Origin of the sequence: Photobacterium halotolerans DSM 18316, assembly GCF_000425165.1 — a bacterium.
Classification (GTDB): Bacteria; Pseudomonadota; Gammaproteobacteria; order Enterobacterales; family Vibrionaceae; genus Photobacterium; species Photobacterium halotolerans.
Map to the genome: position 1 here is coordinate 41152 of NZ_AULG01000015.1, position 20160 is coordinate 61311.

The following is a 20160-nucleotide window of genomic DNA, read 5'->3' on the forward strand; positions in this document are numbered from 1 at the left end:
ACGGTGCTGAGCAGGTAACGAGTAAAGTATAGTCGGCTGGCTGCCAGGCAGTTAATCATTTATTCAGTGACAAAAAGACCACAAAAACGAGTGCTTATAGCGGCCTGACTAACTATATTGACGTAAGTATCCGCATCTTCAAGACGTGTTCATAACGATAACAACATAAGGCATGGCGATGACAGACAGGCAAAACCGGTTTCTCGAAGGTCCCATCAACAAAGTACTTATCTCGCTGGCGGTTCCCATTATTTTGACCAATATTCTTCAGTCGGCCTATCAGCTGACAGATGCATTTTGGGTGGGACGCTTGGGCGCATCTGAAGTGGCGGCGGTGTCTGTCAGCATGCCCGTTACCTTTCTGGTGATCGCGTTAGGTTCAGGGTTAGCCATGGCGGGCGCAACGCTATCGGCACAATACATGGGAGCAGGACGCCGGGACAAAGTGAACCATGTCGCCGCTCAGACCATGCTGATGGTCGCGGTCACGTCCGTGGTGCTGGGGTTAACCGGCTATTTGCTATCGCCCTATTTCCTGACGTTACTGGGCGTGAGCGAAAAGGTCTATGGCGATGCGCTCAAGTTCATGCACGTGTCGTTTATCGGGGTGATTTTTGTCTTTTTATTTGCCATGTTTCAGTCGCTGATGCGGGGGATCGGGCAGATAAAGATCCCGCTGATGATTGTCTTCGGCACTGTGATCCTCAACTTTTTTCTGGACCCTTTGTTTATTTTTGGCCTTGGCAGTTTTGAAGGACTGGGTGTAATGGGGGCGGCGCTGGCGACACTGGTCACTCAGTCAATGGCTGCAATACTGGGTCTTATGGTGTTCATGCGGGGCAGACACGGCATACAGCTGGAATGGCACAACTTCAAGCCCGATTTTGCCTATATCAAACAAGCTTTTTTTCTTGGTGTCCCTGGCTCAGTAGAGCTGTCTGCCCGCGCATTGGGGATGATCATTCTGTCGTTTCTGGTGGCGAGTTTCGGGACAGTGACGATTGCCTCTTATGGCGTGGGTTCCAACTTGCTGCAGTTTGTCATGATTCCGGCCATGGGGCTGTCGATGGCAGTGTCGACCTTGGTGGGGCAGAACATAGGTGCTAACCAGATTGATCGGGCTGAAAAAATCACCTTGCTGGGCACGCTGTGGGGCTTTCTCGGTCTGACGGTGATCGGCATCCTATTCTATGTTTTCGCTCCTCATCTTATCGCTGTATTTATCCCGGATGATCCTGAGGTGATCAAAGAAGGTGCCCACTTTTTGCGTACTATGTGCCTGACATGGGGCGGTATTGGGATACAGCTTTGCGTCGTCTCCGCGTTTCGGGCCTCAGGCAATATGCAGAACGCCATGATGGTTGCACTGGTGTCGCAATGGATGGTGCAGTTTCCGCTGGCCTATGTGTTGTCAAAACATACAGCGTTGCAGGATAACGGTATCTGGTGGTCGTTTGCCGTTACCAATGTGGTGGTCGCTATTTTTGCGTTTTGCTGGTTTAAGCGCGGGACATGGAAAAAGACCCGCCTGACTGAAGAAGAGCAACAGATAGTGCACATCACGGATGAAGCCTTAATTGAAAAAGGCAATCAGTAGCTCAGTTGCGTGCAGTTACTCTATAGTGCGCTGATGCTTAAACTGCTGCGGGGTCAGTTTGAAAGCCAGCCGGAACGCTTCAATGAAAGCGGAAACAGACTGGTAGCCGATTTCGTGGGCCACATCCTGCACCGGTAAACCCTGCTCAAGCAGCGTCATTGCCGTCATGAGCCGCAGGCGCTGCCGCCACTGCGGAAACGTCAGTTGAATTTCTTTCTGAAACACCCGGGACAATGTCCGTTCGGTTGCGCCGGTCTGACGGGCCCATTGCGCCAGAGTTTTTGTGCTGCCGGGATGACTCAGCAGCTCATCGACGATAGGCGCAAGCCGACGGTCTTGCGGCATGGGCAGCTCCAGTGAACTGTCTTTGTCTGCGCTTAACTCGTCTTCCAGTACTGCCAGCAGGCGCAAGATGCCAGGTGGTTGCTGTTGATCGCGCAAAACGGATTGCCTGAGTTTCAGGATCAGTTCGCGGAAAAACGGCGTCACTTCAATCGGCTGGCTGGACGCCGGTATGCGGGTTAAGGACTCTGGGTTCAGGTACACGGCGATAAATGTGGTGTCCTGCAGCGCCCTGGACTCGTGCCGGGTGTGTGCCGGGATAAACAATGCCCTGTGGTGCGGGATATAGAACTGATGTGTGTCAGTGCTGCATTTCAATAATCCCCTGGATGGAAAAATAATCTGATGCCATGCGTGCTGATGCGGTTTGTCGTGAAAGCCTTTGGCCATGTTCAGGGTGTTGATCAGAAGAGGCTGGCACGAATAGGTCGCGATCAGTGTATTGCCATCAGGTGTTGCATATGTCTTTTTATCGGTATTTTTTGTCATATTGTCGCTACCTGACCGGATCGTTTCGCGCATAGTATGGGTTGTATCATCAAAACTCAAAGACAAAACGCAAAGGAAAAGCAATGAAAGTACATTTTGTTATGCATGAAGCGTTTGAAGGACCAGGCGCTTTATTACAGTGGATTGATCAACGTAACTATTCGACGTCATATTCGCGTGTTTATCTGGGCGAGGTACTACCAGAACGCGGTGATGATATGGATCTGTTGATTGTATTGGGTGGCCCGCAAAGTCCGGCAACCACCAGAGAAGAGTGTCCGCATTTTGATGCCGCAGCGGAAATTACGCTGATCAAAAAAGCTGTCGCGAGCAAAACGCCCGTGGTCGGGTTCTGCCTGGGGGCACAACTTCTCGGGGAAGCGTTAGGTGCGCCGCATAGCCGGAGTCTGGAACCGGAAGTGGGCTGCTTTCCTGTTGTGCTTAACAAACACGCAAGGCTGGATCGCAAGTTTGAAGGGTTTCCGCCTGAACTGGTTGTTGGTCACTGGCATAATGACATGCCGGGGCTGACACCTGAATGCCAGGTACTGGCAACCAGCCTGGGCTGCCCGCGTCAGATTGTGCGTTATACCCCGTTAGCCTATGGCTTTCAGTGCCACCCCGAATTTACCCGCGACTCGGTGGAAGGTCTCATCAGACATTCTGGCGACGATCTCAACAATCACGAAAATAAGCCTTTCATTCAGACGGCCGAGCAGCTACGCAATGCCGATTACAGTGAAATGAACCGCGCCTTATTCAGCTTTTTGGATGCGCTGGTGGCTGAGTCGCGCCGTGATCTGATATAAAGCTGCTGTTATTTTCGATAGTGTGTAATCGCTGTTTTGTTGGATGTACCCGAGGCACTTATTCAGGCTGATACGAAAAGCCACCTGTCACCAGGTGGCTTAGACAATCAGACTTATTGATCAGAAATTTTCCCTACACGCCATTGAGTCAGTCTGGCAGCCAAAAAGGTGTTACCGGATTTGAGCAGAATAATGAGCACACCCGCCAGAATCATGGCTGCAGATATGACCTGTAAAGCACCGACATGCTCACCGTAAAAGAGATAGCCGCCGAGCAAGCCGAACACTGACACCATCAGATTGACCGGTGCGACCGTACTGAGCGGATACTTCACCAGCATACGATTCCATACCCAGTAGCCAAATACCGTGGTCGGATAGGCCTGAAATAGGACTGAGAAAGTGGTGTAGCCATTCCAGCTATTAATCGTGGTGGTGATGATATCTGTACCATTTAGCGAGAGTGCAAAGAGCAGCAATGGCAGAGGCGCAAATGCCATGCCCCAGATACTGAAGGCAAAGGGTTGTCGGGTGCCTGATTTCTTCACCAGGGTGCTGACCAGACTCCAGGATAATGCTGATATCATCACTAAAGCCACACCTTTTAATGTGATGGTGCCGTCAGTGGCCATCAGGGATAAAGCCAGCCCGGTAAACGCAAACAGCGCACCAATGAGTTTGTGTATTGTGAATCTGTCGTGAAAAACCAGATAGCCGATAAACAGACCAAAAATGACATTGGTCTGCAGTAATACTGATGTCATTCCCGCAGACAGTCCGGCGGTGATTGACCAGGATGCCATTCCCCATACACCCACTCCAAACAGCACGCCGTAACTCACCAGATAACGCCAGGCGACATCCGGTTTCCGAACAAAGAAGATCAGTGGCATTGTCGCGAGTGTGAATCGAATCGCAGTCATCAGCAGGGGATCAGCCTGACTGACGCCCAGTTTGATCACAGAAAAATTGATGCCCCAAATGAACATCACGAATAAGCCCAGGCAGGCATCTTTAAATGTCATGCGTTGTACTCCATTGTTGATTTAATCAACATTGTGGATTTCTTTCGCAGAAAGGTGCAGATACAATTTCTAACAATAAAAAGAGCACAGTTTATGATTCAAGCAGGAAAGGGTACGCCATGAGGTATAAACAATTAGCCGAGCAGTATATTGCCGATATTCAATCAGGTCTGCTGGCTGCTCAAGTTCGCATGCCCTCACTGCGGCAGTTTGCACAATTACATCAGGTAAGCATGACCACTACCTTGAATTGTTATCAGCATCTGGAATCTCAGGGCTGGATTGTCGCTAAACCGCAATCCGGGTATTACGTAGCACAGCGCTCAACCCTGCGGCTACCGGATCTGGCGCAGTTTGAAAGTCAGCTGGCATCGGCATCTGACTATTCGCTGGGCAAGGGAAATACGCCAGACAGCCAGTTCGCCGGACCGCTGGGTTATTCACGTTTTGAAGTCAGTAATAAACTGACCAGCCAGATGGAACAGAGCTTCCGGCGTGCAAACCGGCGCCTTGGTGAAAGGTTGAACTTTTACCCCATCCGGCAGGGTGAGGCTATGTTGCGCAGTGTCCTGTCTGCACATTTTGCAAATTACAGTTTTCATTTCACCGCTGAGCAGTTGACGATAACAAACGGTTGCATGGATGCCATTCGTACTGCTATTGAAGTCTGTACTCAACCTGATGATGCCATTGCTGTCAGCTCGCCATGTTTCAACGGACTGTTAACCTTATTGCGGGAAATGTCGCGCAATATCGTGGAGATTCCGTCTGTGGACAGCGGCATAGATCTGGATCAGTTAGAGCATCATATGCAGCAGGGGACGGTTCAAGCCGGTCTCTTTTGTACGACTCATATGAATCCGCAGGGTATTACGATGTCACCGGCACAAAAGCAGCGACTGGCGGAGATGGCTTCCCGTTATGAAATTCCTGTGATTGAAGATGATGTGTACATGGAATTACCCCACGGCAATACAGTGCCATTACCTGCAAAGTATTACGACAAAAGCGGATATATACTCTGGTGCGGTTCTGTATCCAAAACGTTGGCCGCCAGCTATCGCCTTGGCTGGTGTTTGCCGGGACGCTATCTGAATCAGTATCTGAGCAAACATGCGGCAGGCTGTTTTGGTGTATCGCTGCCGATACAGTTGGCCGTCGCTGATTTTATCGATAGTGGCCAGTATGTGCGGCATTTGAAAACACAAAGGTTTGATTTGTTGCTCCATAAACGGCGCTATCGAGAATATTTGCAGCAGCATCTGCCGGAAACAGTTCGTATCAGTGATCCTGCTGGTGGGCTAGTACTTTGGTTACAGATACCTGGCATGGACGAGGCAAAAATTAAGTCCTTGTTGATTGAGGCTAAGCTGGATATCCGGCTGGGTGAGTGTTTCACTCTGCGGGATCTGTACCGGGACAGCCTGCGGATTAATATCGGCTACGCGCTGCCCGAACCGGGAGAACCGGATAACGAGGCCAAATGCGCGCTGGACACATTGATTGCAGTGATTAACAGGGCAATCACTGACGAATAACCACATGGATCTGCGCTTATAACATGCCAAACAGTGACATTGCGGAGACAATGTCACGATAAGCATTGTGTATGATCGCGCATTATTTTTTCTGAGAGAGTTAAATGGTCAGGAATGCATTGCTTCCGCTGTTATTAGTGGCCTTGCCTGTATGCGGGCAGCCGGAAACATATCTGGCCCATCAACAATGGCAGGCATTTTCTGATCGTATTGCGACAGTGCAGGGCGAGGCTCAAATCAGCCAGCAGTCGTTGAATCAGTATCCCCAGGAATTGCTGTTACCTGTCAGCCAGTACCCAGATTTAAAACGGTTCAGCTGGGCGCAGATAGAAAGACTTTATCACATTCATAACCACTGCTCTGAAGACGACAATGTGTTGAGTGACAGTGCGGATTGGCGCAGAGCGGTGCAATTTGAACTGATCTTGTGCCGCGACGGTAAACTTCCATCGCAATGGAGTCAGCACCTGTCCGAGAGACACCCAGCCGGCGGCAGCTATGCAGACAGGTATGTGAACTACCTGAAAGATCATCATGAAGAAAGCGACGCGAATGCATTTCTTCAACAGCATGCCAACAGCCTGACTCTTGCCCATCCGCTGCATCCGTTACACGGTATATTCGCCGCACTTTCTGATACGGGTCAGTCGGCCATTCTGGGCGGCTCGCGGTATTTTCTGACGAAAAGTGGCCGCTTGTGGCGCAACACTCTGACTGGCATTGATGTGTTAAGCCCGGAGCAATGGCAACCGATAGCAGACAAGGCGGGTATCAGAATCACCCGCTCTACTGACCAGATCAGCGAGAGTTGTCGCTTTCAGTACAGTAACTTATGTATTGAGCCTCGTCGTACCAATGTGCTTTGGTGGCAGGGCGGCATGCTTATTTTGCTGGTCATTATTCTGGGGCTGATTTTCAGGCTGGGGCTGGAGCGACGACGGGAAATGAAAGAGCGACAGTTTATCCTGCAATTGCTGACGCACGAATTGCGAACACCCATTACCAGCCTTGGTTTTACGGTGGAGCAGTTCAGAGATGAATATGATCACTTGAACGAGCAAAGTCAGCATGCGTTTTACCGGCTGCTGGGCGACTACCAGCGCCTCTACCGGCTGACAGAAACCAGCAAAGGGTTTCTCAGTGGACGCCGGGAAGAAGGGCTTGATAAGCAAGACGCTCAGTTTTCAGAGTGGCTGGAGAGCATAGCCAGCCAGTATGACTTGCACTGCCATATCGACGGAGACTGCAGGGTGTCGCTGCCTTATTACTGGCTGGGCGTGTGCTTGGATAATCTTCTGCGCAATGCCGTTTTACATGGCAAACCGCCGATATACCTTGATGCCCAAATCTCTGACAGCCTGCTTATTGAGGTGAGGGATCAGGGAGCATCGCCTGCGCGCTGGGAAAAGTGGTTACTTACTGATAAAGGGGACGGTATGGGGATTGGGCTGATGATAGTCAACCGCATCATGCGCCGGATTGGCGGGCGCTTGACGCATTTACGGCATCCAACCAGGTACATTCTGGAGTTGCCACTATGAGCCGGGTTTTGCTGGTTGAGGACGATGTGTTGCTGGGTGAAGGTCTTTCGATGTATTTGAGCAAAAACGGTTATCGCTGTGATTGGGTCAAAAAAATATCGGATGTGGAAAAACATTGGATTCAGGCCGATCTGGTCGTACTGGACCGCCAGTTACCTGAAGGTGACAGTGTGAAATGGCTGCCTGGCTGGCTGTCAGTGAAAGCACTCCCGGTGATCATTTTAACGGCGAAAACCGATGTCGATCACCGTATTGAAGGGTTAAGTGCCGGCGCGAAAGATTATGTCATCAAACCGTTTTCACATCAGGAGCTGCTGGCCCGGATTCAGGCGCAACTTCGCCCGTTAGGGGAGGTTGAGATCCAATATAGCAACCTTGTGGTGAACCTGTCTTATCAGACTGTCATGATGGAACAGCAAAATGTACCTCTGAAACCTAAAGAATTTCAGCTGCTTGCGTTGCTTGTTCAGAATCCGGGACGGGTTTATCACCGGGATGAACTTTTGAATAAGGTGTGGGGGTATCAGGCATTTCCCTCTACCCGGACAGTCGATAATCATGTTCTGCATTTGCGGCAGAAATTTCCTTCTTTGGCAATCGATACAGTCCGCAGCGTTGGCTACCGGTTAAGAAAGGAGTAATCCGTGCGATTTTTTAGCACTAAAGCCATGGTATTTTCCCTGTTGCTCGCCGCTTCTGTATGTCGTCCTGCATTAGCCTCTGATCAGGTGCAGACCGACAGTACCGCAGCCAGTGGCTGGTTTATGCCCACGCCATTACAGCGGGTTTATCAGGCTCTGGCCGATCACAATATGCTGCTGGCGTGGCAGGAGTTACAGCTAGTTCTGCAGCAGGGGACAGAACAGGTTGCCCCGGACTTATGGCAACCTGTTTTTCGGCAGCTGATTAATCAGTCAGATTGTGGACGCAGGCTGACTGAGTATCCGGGAACACTATCAGATTGGGTTGACCAGCCCCGTATTTCATTGTCAATACAAGATAAAGTGAATCTCAGCCAGAGGGTGTATCAGCTTAAACTCTCGATTGATGGCGCCGGACATGCAATGGAAGTGAGCCTGACGGATTCGCGGGGCAACCAATGGCTCTCTGGGGCGACATCAACGCCAGAAGCGGGCTATAGCGAACTGGAAAGCCGGGAATGGTTTCAATCCGTGCCCGACGGTTACTATCAGTTGAATATTGGGGAGAAACATTATCCCTTGATCCTGACTTCACTGCAGGAAACAGCAAGGGCTCCAGCGATTGAGTTACAGCAGACAGCAAAGAATACTGCTGGGGTCTTCGTGTTTTCACCTGATCTTTCTGCGGATCGAAATGCCTGCCACAGGCTGAGATTGCAGTGGCAATGGTTCGACAGTGACTATCAGCTGGCAGCACCTGCTGAAACCATAACATTGGATGCCAAGGGGCATGGCGTGCCGCCCCGTGACAGGCCTGATAATGCGAATTGGCTAAGTGCGGTAGTGGCAGACAGTTATTTTCAAGGGGCGATTAAAATTGAAAACGTGCATCGGCTGACCGTGCCTGTCAGGTACATGCTGACAGACTAATCCCTCTTCCTGCCCATTTGCCCGAATGAAGACATAGGGGTGACAATGTGGTGTCCGGTACCAGGTGTAATACCCGTGTTTATTAACCCAAGGTATTAGGATGAAGAACTCCATGTTATTGAAAGCTGCTGCTGTGACGGGCCAGCGAGCGCACTTGCAGCCATGTAAAGCGATATTACTTTCAGCTATTTTGCTAATGCCTGTTGGCAAAGTGGCTGCCGACACTATTTCACTGCGTGATAACCATCAGCGAGTCGAGATTGATCCCGAATCGCTCGCGATTGCCTGGCATACCGACGGGCTGATTTACGATCTCAATCAGGCCGCTGCCACGGTAAATGGCGAAAAGCAACGTGTCAGCCAACAGCAGAATTCTCAGCGTGATAAAGCGTCATGGCTGTGGCAACCCGGTAATATCAGGGTGACAGCGCAATTAGAATCAGACGATCTGAAGCTTCAGTTTCAGCTGCTTTCTGGTGCCAGTATCACTCGTAGTCACCCCATGGTCTTGAACTGGTTTGATTTGCCGGAAACATCCACTACCGAGCTGTTGTTACCGTTTAATGAAGGGATCAGAGTGCCTGTTAATCACAGGCTCTGGGCGAGGTATTTGCAGGATGAATATGCAGGCAGCAATTCCACTCAGGATCTGAAAATGCCGTTCTGGACTCAGAAAGTCCGGCAACGTGCTGACAGTCAGATGCACACAGACAACGAAAATGAGCGTGATAATCCGGCCAGATACTTTTCTTACCTGTTAGTCAACCCATTTAACAATGCCTTGGCATTTAAAGAGGTAACGGCAAAGGCGGCGAAAACTTCACCTGCTGTTGATATGGTCTCCAGCCACGCTTTTACTCCTCTGAACTGGAATAAGCCTTTTCAGGTCATGATTCACAGCGGGCAAGACAGGCTGTCTGGCGCCATCCGTTACCGGCGCTGGCGAGACGAGCAGGGTGAGAGAGAAAGTTTGCGGGATAAGGCTGCCCGCAACCCGGATGTCAGCAAAATTATTGGCGCGAGCCATGTGTACTTGTTCGGTAGTGACGGTATCTCGCAAAGCGATGTGACCGACTGGACTGGGTTGCTGAAATGGTACTTTCATCAGTCAGATCTGAGCGCGTTCGCGAGCCGTGAAGCCCAGACACAATTGCTGCCACTGACAACAGCTAATCAGCCTGTCAGCTTGGATCGCTATCAACAACGCCTTTTGGTCGAGGCTGTTAATCACTCTTTGTCCGCGCTTTTTCCTTTTAGCGAAGATGTGGGGCCATGGGAGCAAATTACCGGCCAGTTTACTGCGATTCAAAAAAGGAAAGCGTATTTAGCACGTCATGCGGCGCCATTTCTGATTGCTCCTGACAAATGGGGACAAAGCCTGTCTGCGCCTGTACTTGAAACACTCAAGCAAGCAGGACTGCAGAAATTGTGGCTGGGGCTGGACAACTGGTTACCCGCTTTTTATCAACCCGAGGTGATTGATCAGGCAAAGGCGGCGGGATATCTGGTCGCGACGTATGATTCTTATAATACGGCTATTGATAAAACGGATAACGAGAGCTGGTTGACGGCGCACATTCCAGAAGCAATCAGAACACGCTGTGCTATTGAACGTGCCGATGGGCAGCATCAGGCGGGGTTTCGCGGGCAAGGTAATTACCTCAACCCCGGCTGTGAAACTGATTATGCCAAACAGCGCATCTCACGCATTCTGGATCTGGGGCAGTTTAACAGCCTGTTTCTGGATGTTGATGCAACAGGCATGGTGCGTGAAGATTACTCTGAGAAAAGCCGCTTGGCTGCACCCGGGGATGAAAGTGCTGCGACCGGCGGTATGTCTCAGCGGGCAATGGCGCAGGCCTTCAACAACCGGCTAGAGTGGGTGAGTAGGCAAGGGGTGCTGCTGGGTTCGGAAGATGGCAACAGTATCACCACCCGGGGTATGGTGTTTGCCCATGGCATGGAAACCACAGGATTTGGCTGGACGGATAAAGAAATGAAGCATAACCGTCAGTCACCCTATTACCTTGGCGCCTGGTACCCGGATAATAAGCCGGCCTTCTTTTTCAAGCCGGCAATAGTGAAGGAACCGTACCGAACCCTGTTTTTCTCGCCGGCTTTTAAAGTGCCCTTATACCAGGCGGTGTTTCATGACGAGCTGATCAATAACCATCACTGGCATATGGATAGCCTGAAGTTTTCTGATGTGAAAGGCATCCGGGATCTGATCAGCATGCTGTATAACACGCCGCCCATGGTGCATTTAACCCGTGATGAGGCAGCCTCTGCGACGTCACCCAGAATCAAAGCATTACAAGATTACCAGCAGGGATTCATGCCATTGCATCAGGCTCTTTGGGATAAGGCATTAGTGGGATTTGACTGGCTGAACAGTGATGGCTCTTTGCAACGGACAAGATTCAGCGATGGCAGTCAGATAGTGGCTAATTTCAGCCATAATGCGACTCAAGTTCACCTAGCCAGCCAGCTTGTGACATTGCCCGCCATGAGTATCCGGGCAGAGATATCGCAGGCTAACGGTAAGCCTTCTGAGGTTATTATCTGGCAATCTCAGTGAGTCACTGTGAGCGCGTCGAATAGTGTGGCAGCCGAACGGGCTGCCACACAGGCTGGATCAGCGGATTATTGCTGTTTCAGAATATACTCCAGTGCCCCTACAATCGCCGCGACTTGTGCGTTGTTACATTCGCTTGGCGTGACGAGCGGGCTGTCCGGATACACTTCCGTGGTGGAGCTGTACTGACAGTCTGACAGACCGGCACACAGACCGAGTTTCTTCAGCGGATAATCAATCACGCCTTCCTGGGAAACCGGAGAACCTATGATGTTTCCTTCGTCATCAGGCGGGGCAATATGGGTGACTTTACGCACTTCATCAATGATGGCTTTCTGGAAAGCATCATGCGGATTGTCGGTATCGCCCACCACGTAGAAACCGTCAGGAATGCTGCCGGGTTTGTACTCAATACCATCACGCGCTGCTAAAGCCGGGCGGAACTCGGTTTCGTCGCTGTCTGTGGTTTCATGCAGATCGATGTGAGCCAGGATCTCTGCGCCTTGATCTTTAACCATTTTCATCAGCGCCGCCGATTCTTCCGCCGGGCTGTTGTCGTAAAAAGAGCGGTTCGGATCGATCGCATGGGGGTTCCAGCGGTTAATCGTCTCGTAACCCCAGGGACTGACACAAGGGGCAACCAGAATATTGAAAAACTGGCTATAGTGCTGCGCTTTTTCATCGACAAACTGCAGCGCACCATGAACACCGCTGGTCTCATAGCCGTGCACGCCACCGGTGACCAGAATGGTCGGTTTTTGCGCATTCCAGTGACGGGATTTGATGACGAATAGCGGGTACTTTTCTGTGTCATACGACAGAGCGCCATACTGCGAGACATCAAAACGATCTTTCAGCGCGTCGATTTTAGTGACCACTTCGTCCAGATAGGAACGCTTGATGGTGAGCCGGGCCAGCCACTCTGCCTTTTCTTTCATGGTCCATTTCTGGCCAGGAGTGCCAATCGGGTAGGTACGCTTACTGCTCATAGCTGTCCTTATTTAATGATGTGTTTTCAGGCGTCAGAAGCTTACTCCTCCTGAAGCGCGTGTTCAATCATCTGGCCGCGGAAGATATTTTTCATTGAGAACAACAGCTAAATCATTCATCCGGTGCTTTTGCGGCAGTCAGTATTGACATAAATATAGCTGGAACCCCAGTGCATTGCCGTACCGGAGAGAAGAGACAGAAAAGGAGTGTGAGCAGGGCAGGACTGGAGTGAAAAAAAGCCCCTGCAAGTCAGGGGCAAACGTACACATGCATTTCCCAAAAACATGGAGAGCTCCACTTTATCTTGTGTGACAAAAAGCGGCTTGATGCAGATCAATCGAATCTGCTTATCTGTATTTCCTGCTCTAAAACCCAATTGACGAAGGTTCTGGCATTGGGATGCTGACTTGTTTCAGAAATACTGAGAAAAAAGGCGTTGTTGTCGCACTCCACTGGCTCAGTCAGCGCGATCAGTTGTCCTTCTTCGATTAATGTGCGGACATGCCAGTCCCAGGCCAGAGCAATACCGGCATCGCTGAGCGCGGCCTGAATGATAGAGACCTGCTCTTCCATCTGAATCACATTGGTCGGCTCCTGGTAGGGGATACCATAACGATCAGCCCAGGTTTGCCAACCTTCCCAAAAGGACTGGGTATCCTTGAGCATAAGAATGGGTTGTTGCCAGATGGTATGGATATCCCTGCACTCCGGGCGCTTTGCAACAAACGCTGGGCTACAGACCAGCAGCATGCGTTCGGCAAAGAGCAAATGGTTATTTTTGTTGAGCGTATCGATCGCAGAGTAGAAGAAAGCGATGTCGTAGTCATCGTTATCGCCAATGTGCCTTTCATTGTTGATGATCAGATTGAGAGGAATATCCGGATAGCGTTCGCGAAAACCATCCAACCGGGGGATCAGCCAGAAGTGCGAAAAGCAGGCCCCAATTTCAATCGTCAGTGGTGCTGTCTGATTGCCGTTATTGAATTTTGCTGTTTCACGGGCAAGGATCTCAAGTACCCCGGTGACGGTTGCCAGATAGTTTTTTCCGTTTTCCGTCAGTTCCAGACCCGTTTTCCGGCGAATAAACAGGCTGGTTTGCAAAAAGGACTCAAGCTGTTTGATCTGCTTACTGACGGCTGTAACGGAAACACAGAGCTCAGTGGCGGCTTTCGTGAAACTGCCTGACCGGGCCGATGCTTCAAAAGAGATCAGGTTGCTTATCGGCGGTATGGCTTTGTTGTTAATTGGCATCAGGGAAAGCTATCTTTAACTTTTAGTTCAGGTAAGGTTAACAAAATAACGATTTACTCACAAACGGCTGTCTTTAACATGGGTTGTCCGACGTCATTGACTTAAGGACATTATGCAAAAGATACGTGAAATCCATCATGACATGCTGACGCTGCCGGATGGTACTCAACTGGCCTACCGGGCGTGGTTACCAGACAATGCTGAATCTGTCCCGGTTCCCGCCATTTTAGAATTCCTGCCATATCGTAAAAACGACGGTACTATCATCCGTGATGAAATCACCATGGCCCAGACGGCGGCACAGGGTTACGTCTGTGTTCGCGTCGACCTGCGCGGTTGCGGTGAATCTGAGGGTTTCATGACGGATGAATATTCCCAGCAGGAATTACAGGATGGTTACGATGTCATTGACTGGCTGGCCAGACAGTCATGGTGCGATGGCAATGTCGGCATGGTCGGTATCTCCTGGGGTGGGTTTAACGCGCTTCAGGTCGCGGCAATGAACCCGCCCGCGCTGAAAGCCATCATTACTCAGTGTTCGACGGATGATCGCTATCGGGACGACATTCATTTCAGCGGAGGCTGTCTGCTGAATGACAATATGGACTGGGCGGCATTTTTCTGGGCATACGCTCAGGCCCGCTCGCCGGATCCTGCCTTGATCGGGGAAAAGTGGAAATCGGTCTGGCTGGATCGTTTACAGGCTATGCCCTTTCTGGCCAAACCCTGGCTGACAGAGCAAACCCGTTCGGATTACTGGAAACACGGCTCGGTCTGTGAAAACTACGATGACATCAAGGTGCCCGTTTATGCCATGAGCGGCTGGGCCGATGGTTATCGTAATACCGTATTTACCCTGCTGGAAAACCTCAATGTGCCTTGTAAGGGCCTGGTTGGCCCCTGGGCACATAAATACCCGAATATTGCCTATCCCAACCCAAAAGTTGACTATGTGGCTGAGTCTGTCCGCTGGTGGGATCACTGGTTGAAAGGCACCGACAACGGCATGATGGATGAACCTGCACTGCATTATTATTTGCAGGAGAGTGTACGGCCGCAAACGGACTATGAGTTTCGTCCCGGAGAGTGGATGTCCGAGCCTGGCTGGCCATCTTCGGATATTCGCCCGCACACGTTTTATCTGGGCAAGCACGGGTTATCTGAATCTCTGAATGAGCACGTCACATCTTATTCTGTGTGTTCACCTGAAACAGTCGGTCTGGACGGTGGCCGGTTCTGCGTCGGTATTCGTCTGGACATGGAGCACCCGGCGGATCAGCGCATTGATGACGCCGGCTCTCTGGTCTTTGACTCCGATGTGCTGGAGGACGATTTTGCTGTCGTCGGACAGGTGGTGGCCAAGCTGGCGCTGGTGTCTGACTCACCGTCGGCGAATGTCATTGTCCGTGTCTCCGATGTGCACCCGGACGGGCAGGTGACAAAAATAAGTCACGGTATACTGAATCTGACCCATCGTAACAGCCACGAATGTCCTGAAGCGCTTAATCCGGGCGAAATTTATGAAGTCGAGGTACCGGTTAATCATATCGCCTACACAGTACCGAAAGGGCACAAACTGCGTATTGCCATCTCGACGGCATACTGGCCACTTATCTGGCCTTCTGCGGATAACGCCACCCTGACTATCCTGCCTAAAGACAGTGTGATAGAGATCCCCCGTAAATCTTCATCCGGCAAGGCCAATCCGCTAACCGCGTACGATCAGCCTGTTACTTTTGCAGGGAAAACACTGCGCCCGGGCGACAGCAAGCGCGTGACACACCGCGATTACAAGACCGGTCTGGTGACGCTGGAAACCTATGAAGATTTTGGTCGTCAGTATTACGACTCATGTAATACAGAGATTGATTTCAAGATAGGGCAGGCAATGCGCATTCATCCCGGTGACCCGCTCAGTGCTGAAAACGAGATTGATCTGACCGTGGAAATGGGCCGGGATGGTTGGTGGACTAAGATTCACAGTCATTATCATATGACCTGTGATCATGAGTATTTTTATATTAAAGCGCGCTGGGAAGCGTTTCATGCAGATATGTTGATCTTTGAAAAAGAGTTTGACGAGAAGATTAAACGTAACTACATGTAAAACAATAAATTAGGGAAAGTATAATGTTGAAATCGTTACGCCCTTTGGTGTTTTTTCCAACCTTTCTGATTTTGGTTGGTGCTTTGGTATTCAGTCTGGTTGATCTGGACGCTTTCATTGGCTACACCAAATCGCTGAACACAGTGATTTTGTCCAATTTCTCCTGGTTGTTCAGTTTGGGCAGTTTTTATCTGCTGGTGTTAATTGCACTGACCTATTTCTCTAAGCTAGGGAACATCCGAATCGGTGGCGAGCACAGTACGCCAAGAATCAGCAAACCCCGCTGGTTTATGATTGTACTTTGTACCACGCTGGCGGTCGGGGTGCTGTTCTGGACAACGGCCGAACCTATCTATCACCTGCATTCACCTCCGGCGAGCTTTGGCATTGAAGCGGGCAGTGCTGATGCTGCATTGTTTGCATTCTCAGCGATGTTTCTCCACTGGGGGCCAACACCGTATGCGATTTATGCCGTTCCTGCGCTGATCTTTGCACTGGCGTTCTACAACCTGAAAATGCCTTTTTCGATCACCAGTGCCATGCGTCCTGTTTTGGGGAAATATGTCACGGGAAAAATGGCCGATGTAATAGATGCACTGGCGCTGTATTCGCTGGTGGTGGGAATGGCGTCATCGCTGGGAACAGGGGCGCTGACTTTGCTGGGTGGGGTGAGCCAGTTTATTCCCATGGAACGTAACGCCCTGACACTGGGTATTTTCATCAGCCTGATTGTCGCTACCTTTGTGATCTCGGCTGCCAGTGGGTTAACCAAAGGGATAGCGCGTTTATCAGCCACCAATTTCTGGATGCTGATTGCCCTGTTTATCTTTGTTTTTCTCTGCGGCCCGACGGCTTATATCCTGGCAATCGGTGTGGAAGGCGTTGGTGCTTATCTGCAAGATTTCTTCCGGCTCAGCTTGTTTACCGGCCAGGCGGCGAATGATCCATGGCCTCAGTACTGGAGTGTATTTTACTGGGCGGTGTGGTTCGCCTGGGCACCGATCACGGCCATGTTCCTGGGGAAAATTGCTCGTGGGTATACGGTGCGCGAGTTTATCCAGGTGAACGTTGTTTACCCGAGTTTGTTCATTCTGTTATGGGTGTCTGTGTTTGCCGGTACGGCGGTGTACATGGACTTGCACACGGACGGTCGTTTATATGCCGTGTTGAATGAAGGGGGTATTGAACAGTTGCTGTACCATATTTTCGGTGAACTGCCTGTGGGCGGACTGACGTCTTTCTTTCTGGTGATGATCGCATTTATTTCCTATGTCACGGCAGCTGATTCCAGCACCGATGCCATTGGCGATTTGTGTACCAGGGATTTTAAATCCGACTCTGATGAAGGCGCAGCCCTGCCAATAAAAATACTCTGGGGGGTAATTATTGGTCTGGTGGCCTGGATTATGGTCAGCACCGTTGGCGTGGATGGCGTGAAGCAACTGTCTAACCTCGGCGGACTACCTGCCACTGTTATCATTCTGGTGTGCAGCCTGACGCTGATCCACTGGCTGCGAAACCCAGAAAAGTTGCAGCAGACACCGGACTGATGTCTGCCGACTAGCCGACAATAAAATCAATAAAGTCCGGATGTGCAAACCGCCGTCCGGGCTTTTTTGTGGCCGACGGAATCGGTTAAAAGCGATGGAAAGTTTATAAGCAGTGATGGTGACAGACACAGATATGGTTTAGTCTGGACGATGTTTGCAGATAAATTGTTTAATAAACAGACTATTGAGTTCAATCAGACCAATGAGGCAACAGCATTATGATCACATTGCATCACCTGAACAAATCACGATCCAAGCGGATTATCTGGTTGCTGGAAGAGCTGGGGGTGGACTATCAGATCGTCCCCTACCAACGTGACAGCGCAACATTTCTTGCGCCGCCAGAGCTGAAAGCGATTCATCCCTTGGGTAAGTCTCCGGTGATTGAGGATGATGGATTGATCGTCACTGAATCCGGGGCTATTACCGAGTACCTGATTGACAAGTATGGTGAGGGCAAACTGGCACCTGAACGTGGCAGCGCGGATTATGTTACCTACCTGCAATGGATGCACTTTGCGGAAAGCTCGGCCATTCTTCCTTTACTGTTGAAGATGTTCGTTGACAAAGACGGCTGTGAAACCAACTTCCTTGCCGGCTATGCCGAAGGGGAAATTGCCAAGGTCATGGCGTATGTCGATCAGTCTCTGGCCGGTAAACGTTATCTGGTAGGGGACTCGCTGACCGGGGCAGATATCATGATGTCATTTATCGTGGAAATCCTGCATACCAGTGGCGCACTCGCGCACTTTCCTAACATTGCGGCCTATGCGCAGCAGTTGGTGACCCATACAGCGTATCTGAAATCGAACGAGATCGAAGCCGCCCATGACTAGCGCCGGCTGACAAATTGTGCTCCCCTGAACCGATACAGGGGAGCACAGTGTTATCAATCAGCCGAAGTATTTTTCTTGTCGATATTTGCTGCCCGGCGAACGGCTGCCACGCCCAGCCCGATGAGAAGAAAGGGGATGGCGGCTGCGGTAGCCTCAGCCCAGGCAAAATAGGCAACATTTTTCATTAAAATGAAATGGCCTAACACGACCAGGAAGACACAGATAATGGCGATATAAATGAATTCGACTTCGTCTTTCATCTTAGTGGTTCTTTTCATGGTGTGACCCTTAATCAAACAAGAGTCACTATTGCACCACAGCCGCAGTTTTTTCTATGGATACAGTTGATGCACTATTTTGCCGAACAGTGCTTTCTGCCAGTACTCTTGCCGTCCAGGCACGCTTTAGCCAGCTGGCCGAGCGTGGCCATCGCAGCCAGGTTTTCTTCATCCATCTCACACGAATAGTTGAGCCGGATATGTCTGACAGCGTCTTGCCGGATGTTAAATAATGTCCCGGGTGCCACCGCGATGCGTTTTTCCAGAGCTTGCTCGTAAAATGCGTGGCTATTGAATGGCGCAGGAAACGTCAGCCACAAGAAGTAGCCACCAGCGGGATCAGTCACAGCTGTACTGTTTGGGAAATAGCGCCGTATGGCGTTTATCATGGCGCTTTTTCTGTCTTGCAATGTACTGCGCAACTTGCGCAAATGGTTGTCATATCCGCCATGCAACAGGTAATGGCTGATCCCGAGCTGCACCGGCACACTGCTTGAAATGGTCGATAAAAATTGCTGTTTCTGAATGGCTTCGCTGTGTTTTCCTGCCACCACCCAGCCAATTCGGAACCCCGGCGACAGACATTTGGAGAAGGAGCCACACAACAACACCCGATCCTGCTGATCGTAAACTTTGGCCGGTACCGGTTTGTCTGCTGAAAAATACAGTTCTGCGTACACATCGTCTTCAACCAGAAAGACATTATGCTGACGGAGAATGCTCACCAGTGTCTGTTTGCGCTCTTGGCTGAGAGTATAGCCAAGCGGGTGCTGGACATTGGTCATCAGCCAGCAGGCTTTTATCGGGTAAGTCGATAATTTTTCAGTCAGGTCATTCAGATCCAGGCCGTCGTCAGCACTGGCTTTTATTTCTACCGGTATCAACTTCAGCCGCTCTATTGCCTGAAGTGCCCCGTAAAATGTGGTCGATTCAACCGCGACATAATCACCGGGCTGAGTGGCAAACTGTAAGCTGAGATTCAGTGCATCCAGGCCGCCGGAGGTGATCACTATGTCATCCGGTCCAACCTGCAGTCCTTGCTGTACGTACCTTTGCGCAATGATCCGCCGCAAATCATGATTGCCGGGCGGCAGGTGCGTTAATGCACTTCTGTTGTTCATCTTGCGCGATGCACTGGACAGGCTGCGAACCAGTTCCTGCTGCGGAAACAGGCTGGAATCGGGAAACGCCGAGCTGAAAGGCATGAGATCGCTGTCTTTGGTGCGCTGAAAGACATCAAAAAGTAAATCATTAATGTTGACCGGCGCCTGAGGGGGTTCCGGCAGCGAAGTGATCAGCGCCTGAATATTAGGTGCGACAAAATACCCGGACTGCGGCTTAGCCACCAGCCATCCTTCACTTTCCAGCAATTGATAGGCCTGCAACACAGTCGCCGTACCGTAGCCGGTTTGGTGACTGCTTGCTCGCACAGACGGGACTTTTTCACCGGAACGCCAAATCTGTTGGCGGATTTGTTGCCTGAGATCATTAGCAAGTGATTGATATTTAGTCATTTGGTTAGCTGCACCGAGTCGAAGTTCAGAACATATCATGCCAAAACGGTAAAGCAAGCCAGTTTGTCGCTTCCTGAGCTCAGACACATTGCTCACTGTGAGCCCTGCAGCAGAAATATCCAGGCAGGTAAGACGATGGCCGCTCAA

At 50.6% G+C, this 20160-nt stretch carries 16 protein-coding genes; 10 read left to right on the forward strand and 6 right to left on the reverse strand.

Features of this window, described 5'->3' with window-relative positions; translation table 11 throughout:
* The first annotated feature begins 178 nt into the window (after positions 1–178).
* Complete coding sequence (locus H511_RS0103350; protein WP_027251035.1) at positions 179–1597, forward strand: MATE family efflux transporter; 1419 nt, start codon at positions 179–181, stop codon at positions 1595–1597.
* Positions 1598–1612: 15 nt separating this feature from the next.
* Here the strand turns inward: H511_RS0103350 and H511_RS0103355 are convergent, their stop codons facing one another.
* On the reverse strand, positions 1613–2428 hold the full coding sequence (locus tag H511_RS0103355) for an AraC family transcriptional regulator (RefSeq protein WP_051287788.1): 816 nt from the start codon (positions 2426–2428) through the stop codon (positions 1613–1615).
* Positions 2429–2511: 83 nt separating this feature from the next.
* Between H511_RS0103355 and H511_RS0103360 the strand changes: the two genes are divergently transcribed.
* Positions 2512–3237, forward strand: a complete 726-nt coding sequence (locus tag H511_RS0103360) for a glutamine amidotransferase-related protein (protein WP_027251037.1) — start codon at positions 2512–2514, stop codon at positions 3235–3237.
* A gap of 113 nt (positions 3238–3350) precedes the next feature.
* Here the strand turns inward: H511_RS0103360 and H511_RS0103365 are convergent, their stop codons facing one another.
* Positions 3351–4262 carry an EamA family transporter gene (locus H511_RS0103365; protein ID WP_027251038.1) on the reverse strand — a complete coding sequence of 304 codons (912 nt, stop codon included), beginning with the start codon at positions 4260–4262 and terminating at the stop codon, positions 3351–3353.
* A gap of 119 nt (positions 4263–4381) precedes the next feature.
* Between H511_RS0103365 and H511_RS0103370 the strand changes: the two genes are divergently transcribed.
* The 5 genes from H511_RS0103370 (at position 4382) to H511_RS0103390 (ending at position 11490) form a co-directional block, all read left to right on the forward strand.
* The gene (locus tag H511_RS0103370) at positions 4382–5800 is read left to right on the forward strand and encodes an aminotransferase-like domain-containing protein (RefSeq protein ID WP_027251039.1); all 1419 of its coding nucleotides are present in this window, start codon (positions 4382–4384) and stop codon (positions 5798–5800) included.
* A gap of 104 nt (positions 5801–5904) precedes the next feature.
* Positions 5905–7341 (forward strand): ATP-binding protein, encoded by a 1437-nt coding sequence (locus H511_RS0103375; RefSeq protein ID WP_027251040.1) that lies wholly within the window; start codon positions 5905–5907, stop codon positions 7339–7341.
* A complete protein-coding gene (locus H511_RS0103380) occupies positions 7338–7982 on the forward strand; it encodes a response regulator transcription factor (protein WP_027251041.1) in 645 nt (214 codons plus the stop codon). The genes H511_RS0103375 and H511_RS0103380 overlap by 4 nt, the downstream gene beginning before the upstream one ends.
* A gap of 3 nt (positions 7983–7985) precedes the next feature.
* Positions 7986–8912 carry a DUF2861 family protein gene (locus H511_RS0103385; protein ID WP_155804789.1) on the forward strand — a complete coding sequence of 309 codons (927 nt, stop codon included), beginning with the start codon at positions 7986–7988 and terminating at the stop codon, positions 8910–8912.
* 112 nt (positions 8913–9024) lie between these two features.
* Positions 9025–11490, forward strand: coding sequence for a glycoside hydrolase (locus tag H511_RS0103390; protein WP_248616566.1), 2466 nt, complete (start codon positions 9025–9027; stop codon positions 11488–11490).
* A 65-nt stretch (positions 11491–11555) separates the two neighbouring features.
* Here the strand turns inward: H511_RS0103390 and H511_RS0103395 are convergent, their stop codons facing one another.
* The gene (locus H511_RS0103395) at positions 11556–12476 is read right to left on the reverse strand and encodes a M14 family metallopeptidase (protein WP_027251044.1); all 921 of its coding nucleotides are present in this window, start codon (positions 12474–12476) and stop codon (positions 11556–11558) included.
* A 334-nt stretch (positions 12477–12810) separates the two neighbouring features.
* Complete coding sequence (locus tag H511_RS0103400; RefSeq protein WP_027251045.1) at positions 12811–13728, reverse strand: LysR substrate-binding domain-containing protein; 918 nt, start codon at positions 13726–13728, stop codon at positions 12811–12813.
* A 112-nt stretch (positions 13729–13840) separates the two neighbouring features.
* Here H511_RS0103400 and H511_RS0103405 point away from each other — a divergent pair, with 112 nt between their 5' ends.
* From H511_RS0103405 to H511_RS0103415, 3 genes are all read left to right on the forward strand, one after another.
* A complete protein-coding gene (locus H511_RS0103405; RefSeq protein ID WP_027251046.1) occupies positions 13841–15835 on the forward strand; it encodes a CocE/NonD family hydrolase in 1995 nt (664 codons plus the stop codon).
* A gap of 23 nt (positions 15836–15858) precedes the next feature.
* On the forward strand, positions 15859–17385 hold the full coding sequence (locus H511_RS22440; protein WP_036758628.1) for a BCCT family transporter: 1527 nt from the start codon (positions 15859–15861) through the stop codon (positions 17383–17385).
* A gap of 218 nt (positions 17386–17603) precedes the next feature.
* A complete protein-coding gene (locus H511_RS0103415) occupies positions 17604–18221 on the forward strand; it encodes a glutathione S-transferase family protein (RefSeq protein WP_027251047.1) in 618 nt (205 codons plus the stop codon).
* A 53-nt stretch (positions 18222–18274) separates the two neighbouring features.
* Here H511_RS0103415 and H511_RS0103420 read toward each other — a convergent pair whose 3' ends face one another.
* Together H511_RS0103420 and H511_RS0103425 are read right to left on the reverse strand one after the other, a co-directional pair.
* The gene (locus tag H511_RS0103420) at positions 18275–18499 is read right to left on the reverse strand and encodes a hypothetical protein (protein ID WP_027251048.1); all 225 of its coding nucleotides are present in this window, start codon (positions 18497–18499) and stop codon (positions 18275–18277) included.
* Positions 18500–18573: 74 nt separating this feature from the next.
* Positions 18574–20013, reverse strand: a complete 1440-nt coding sequence (locus tag H511_RS0103425) for an aminotransferase-like domain-containing protein (RefSeq protein ID WP_027251049.1) — start codon at positions 20011–20013, stop codon at positions 18574–18576.
* Positions 20014–20160 lie beyond the last annotated feature (147 nt).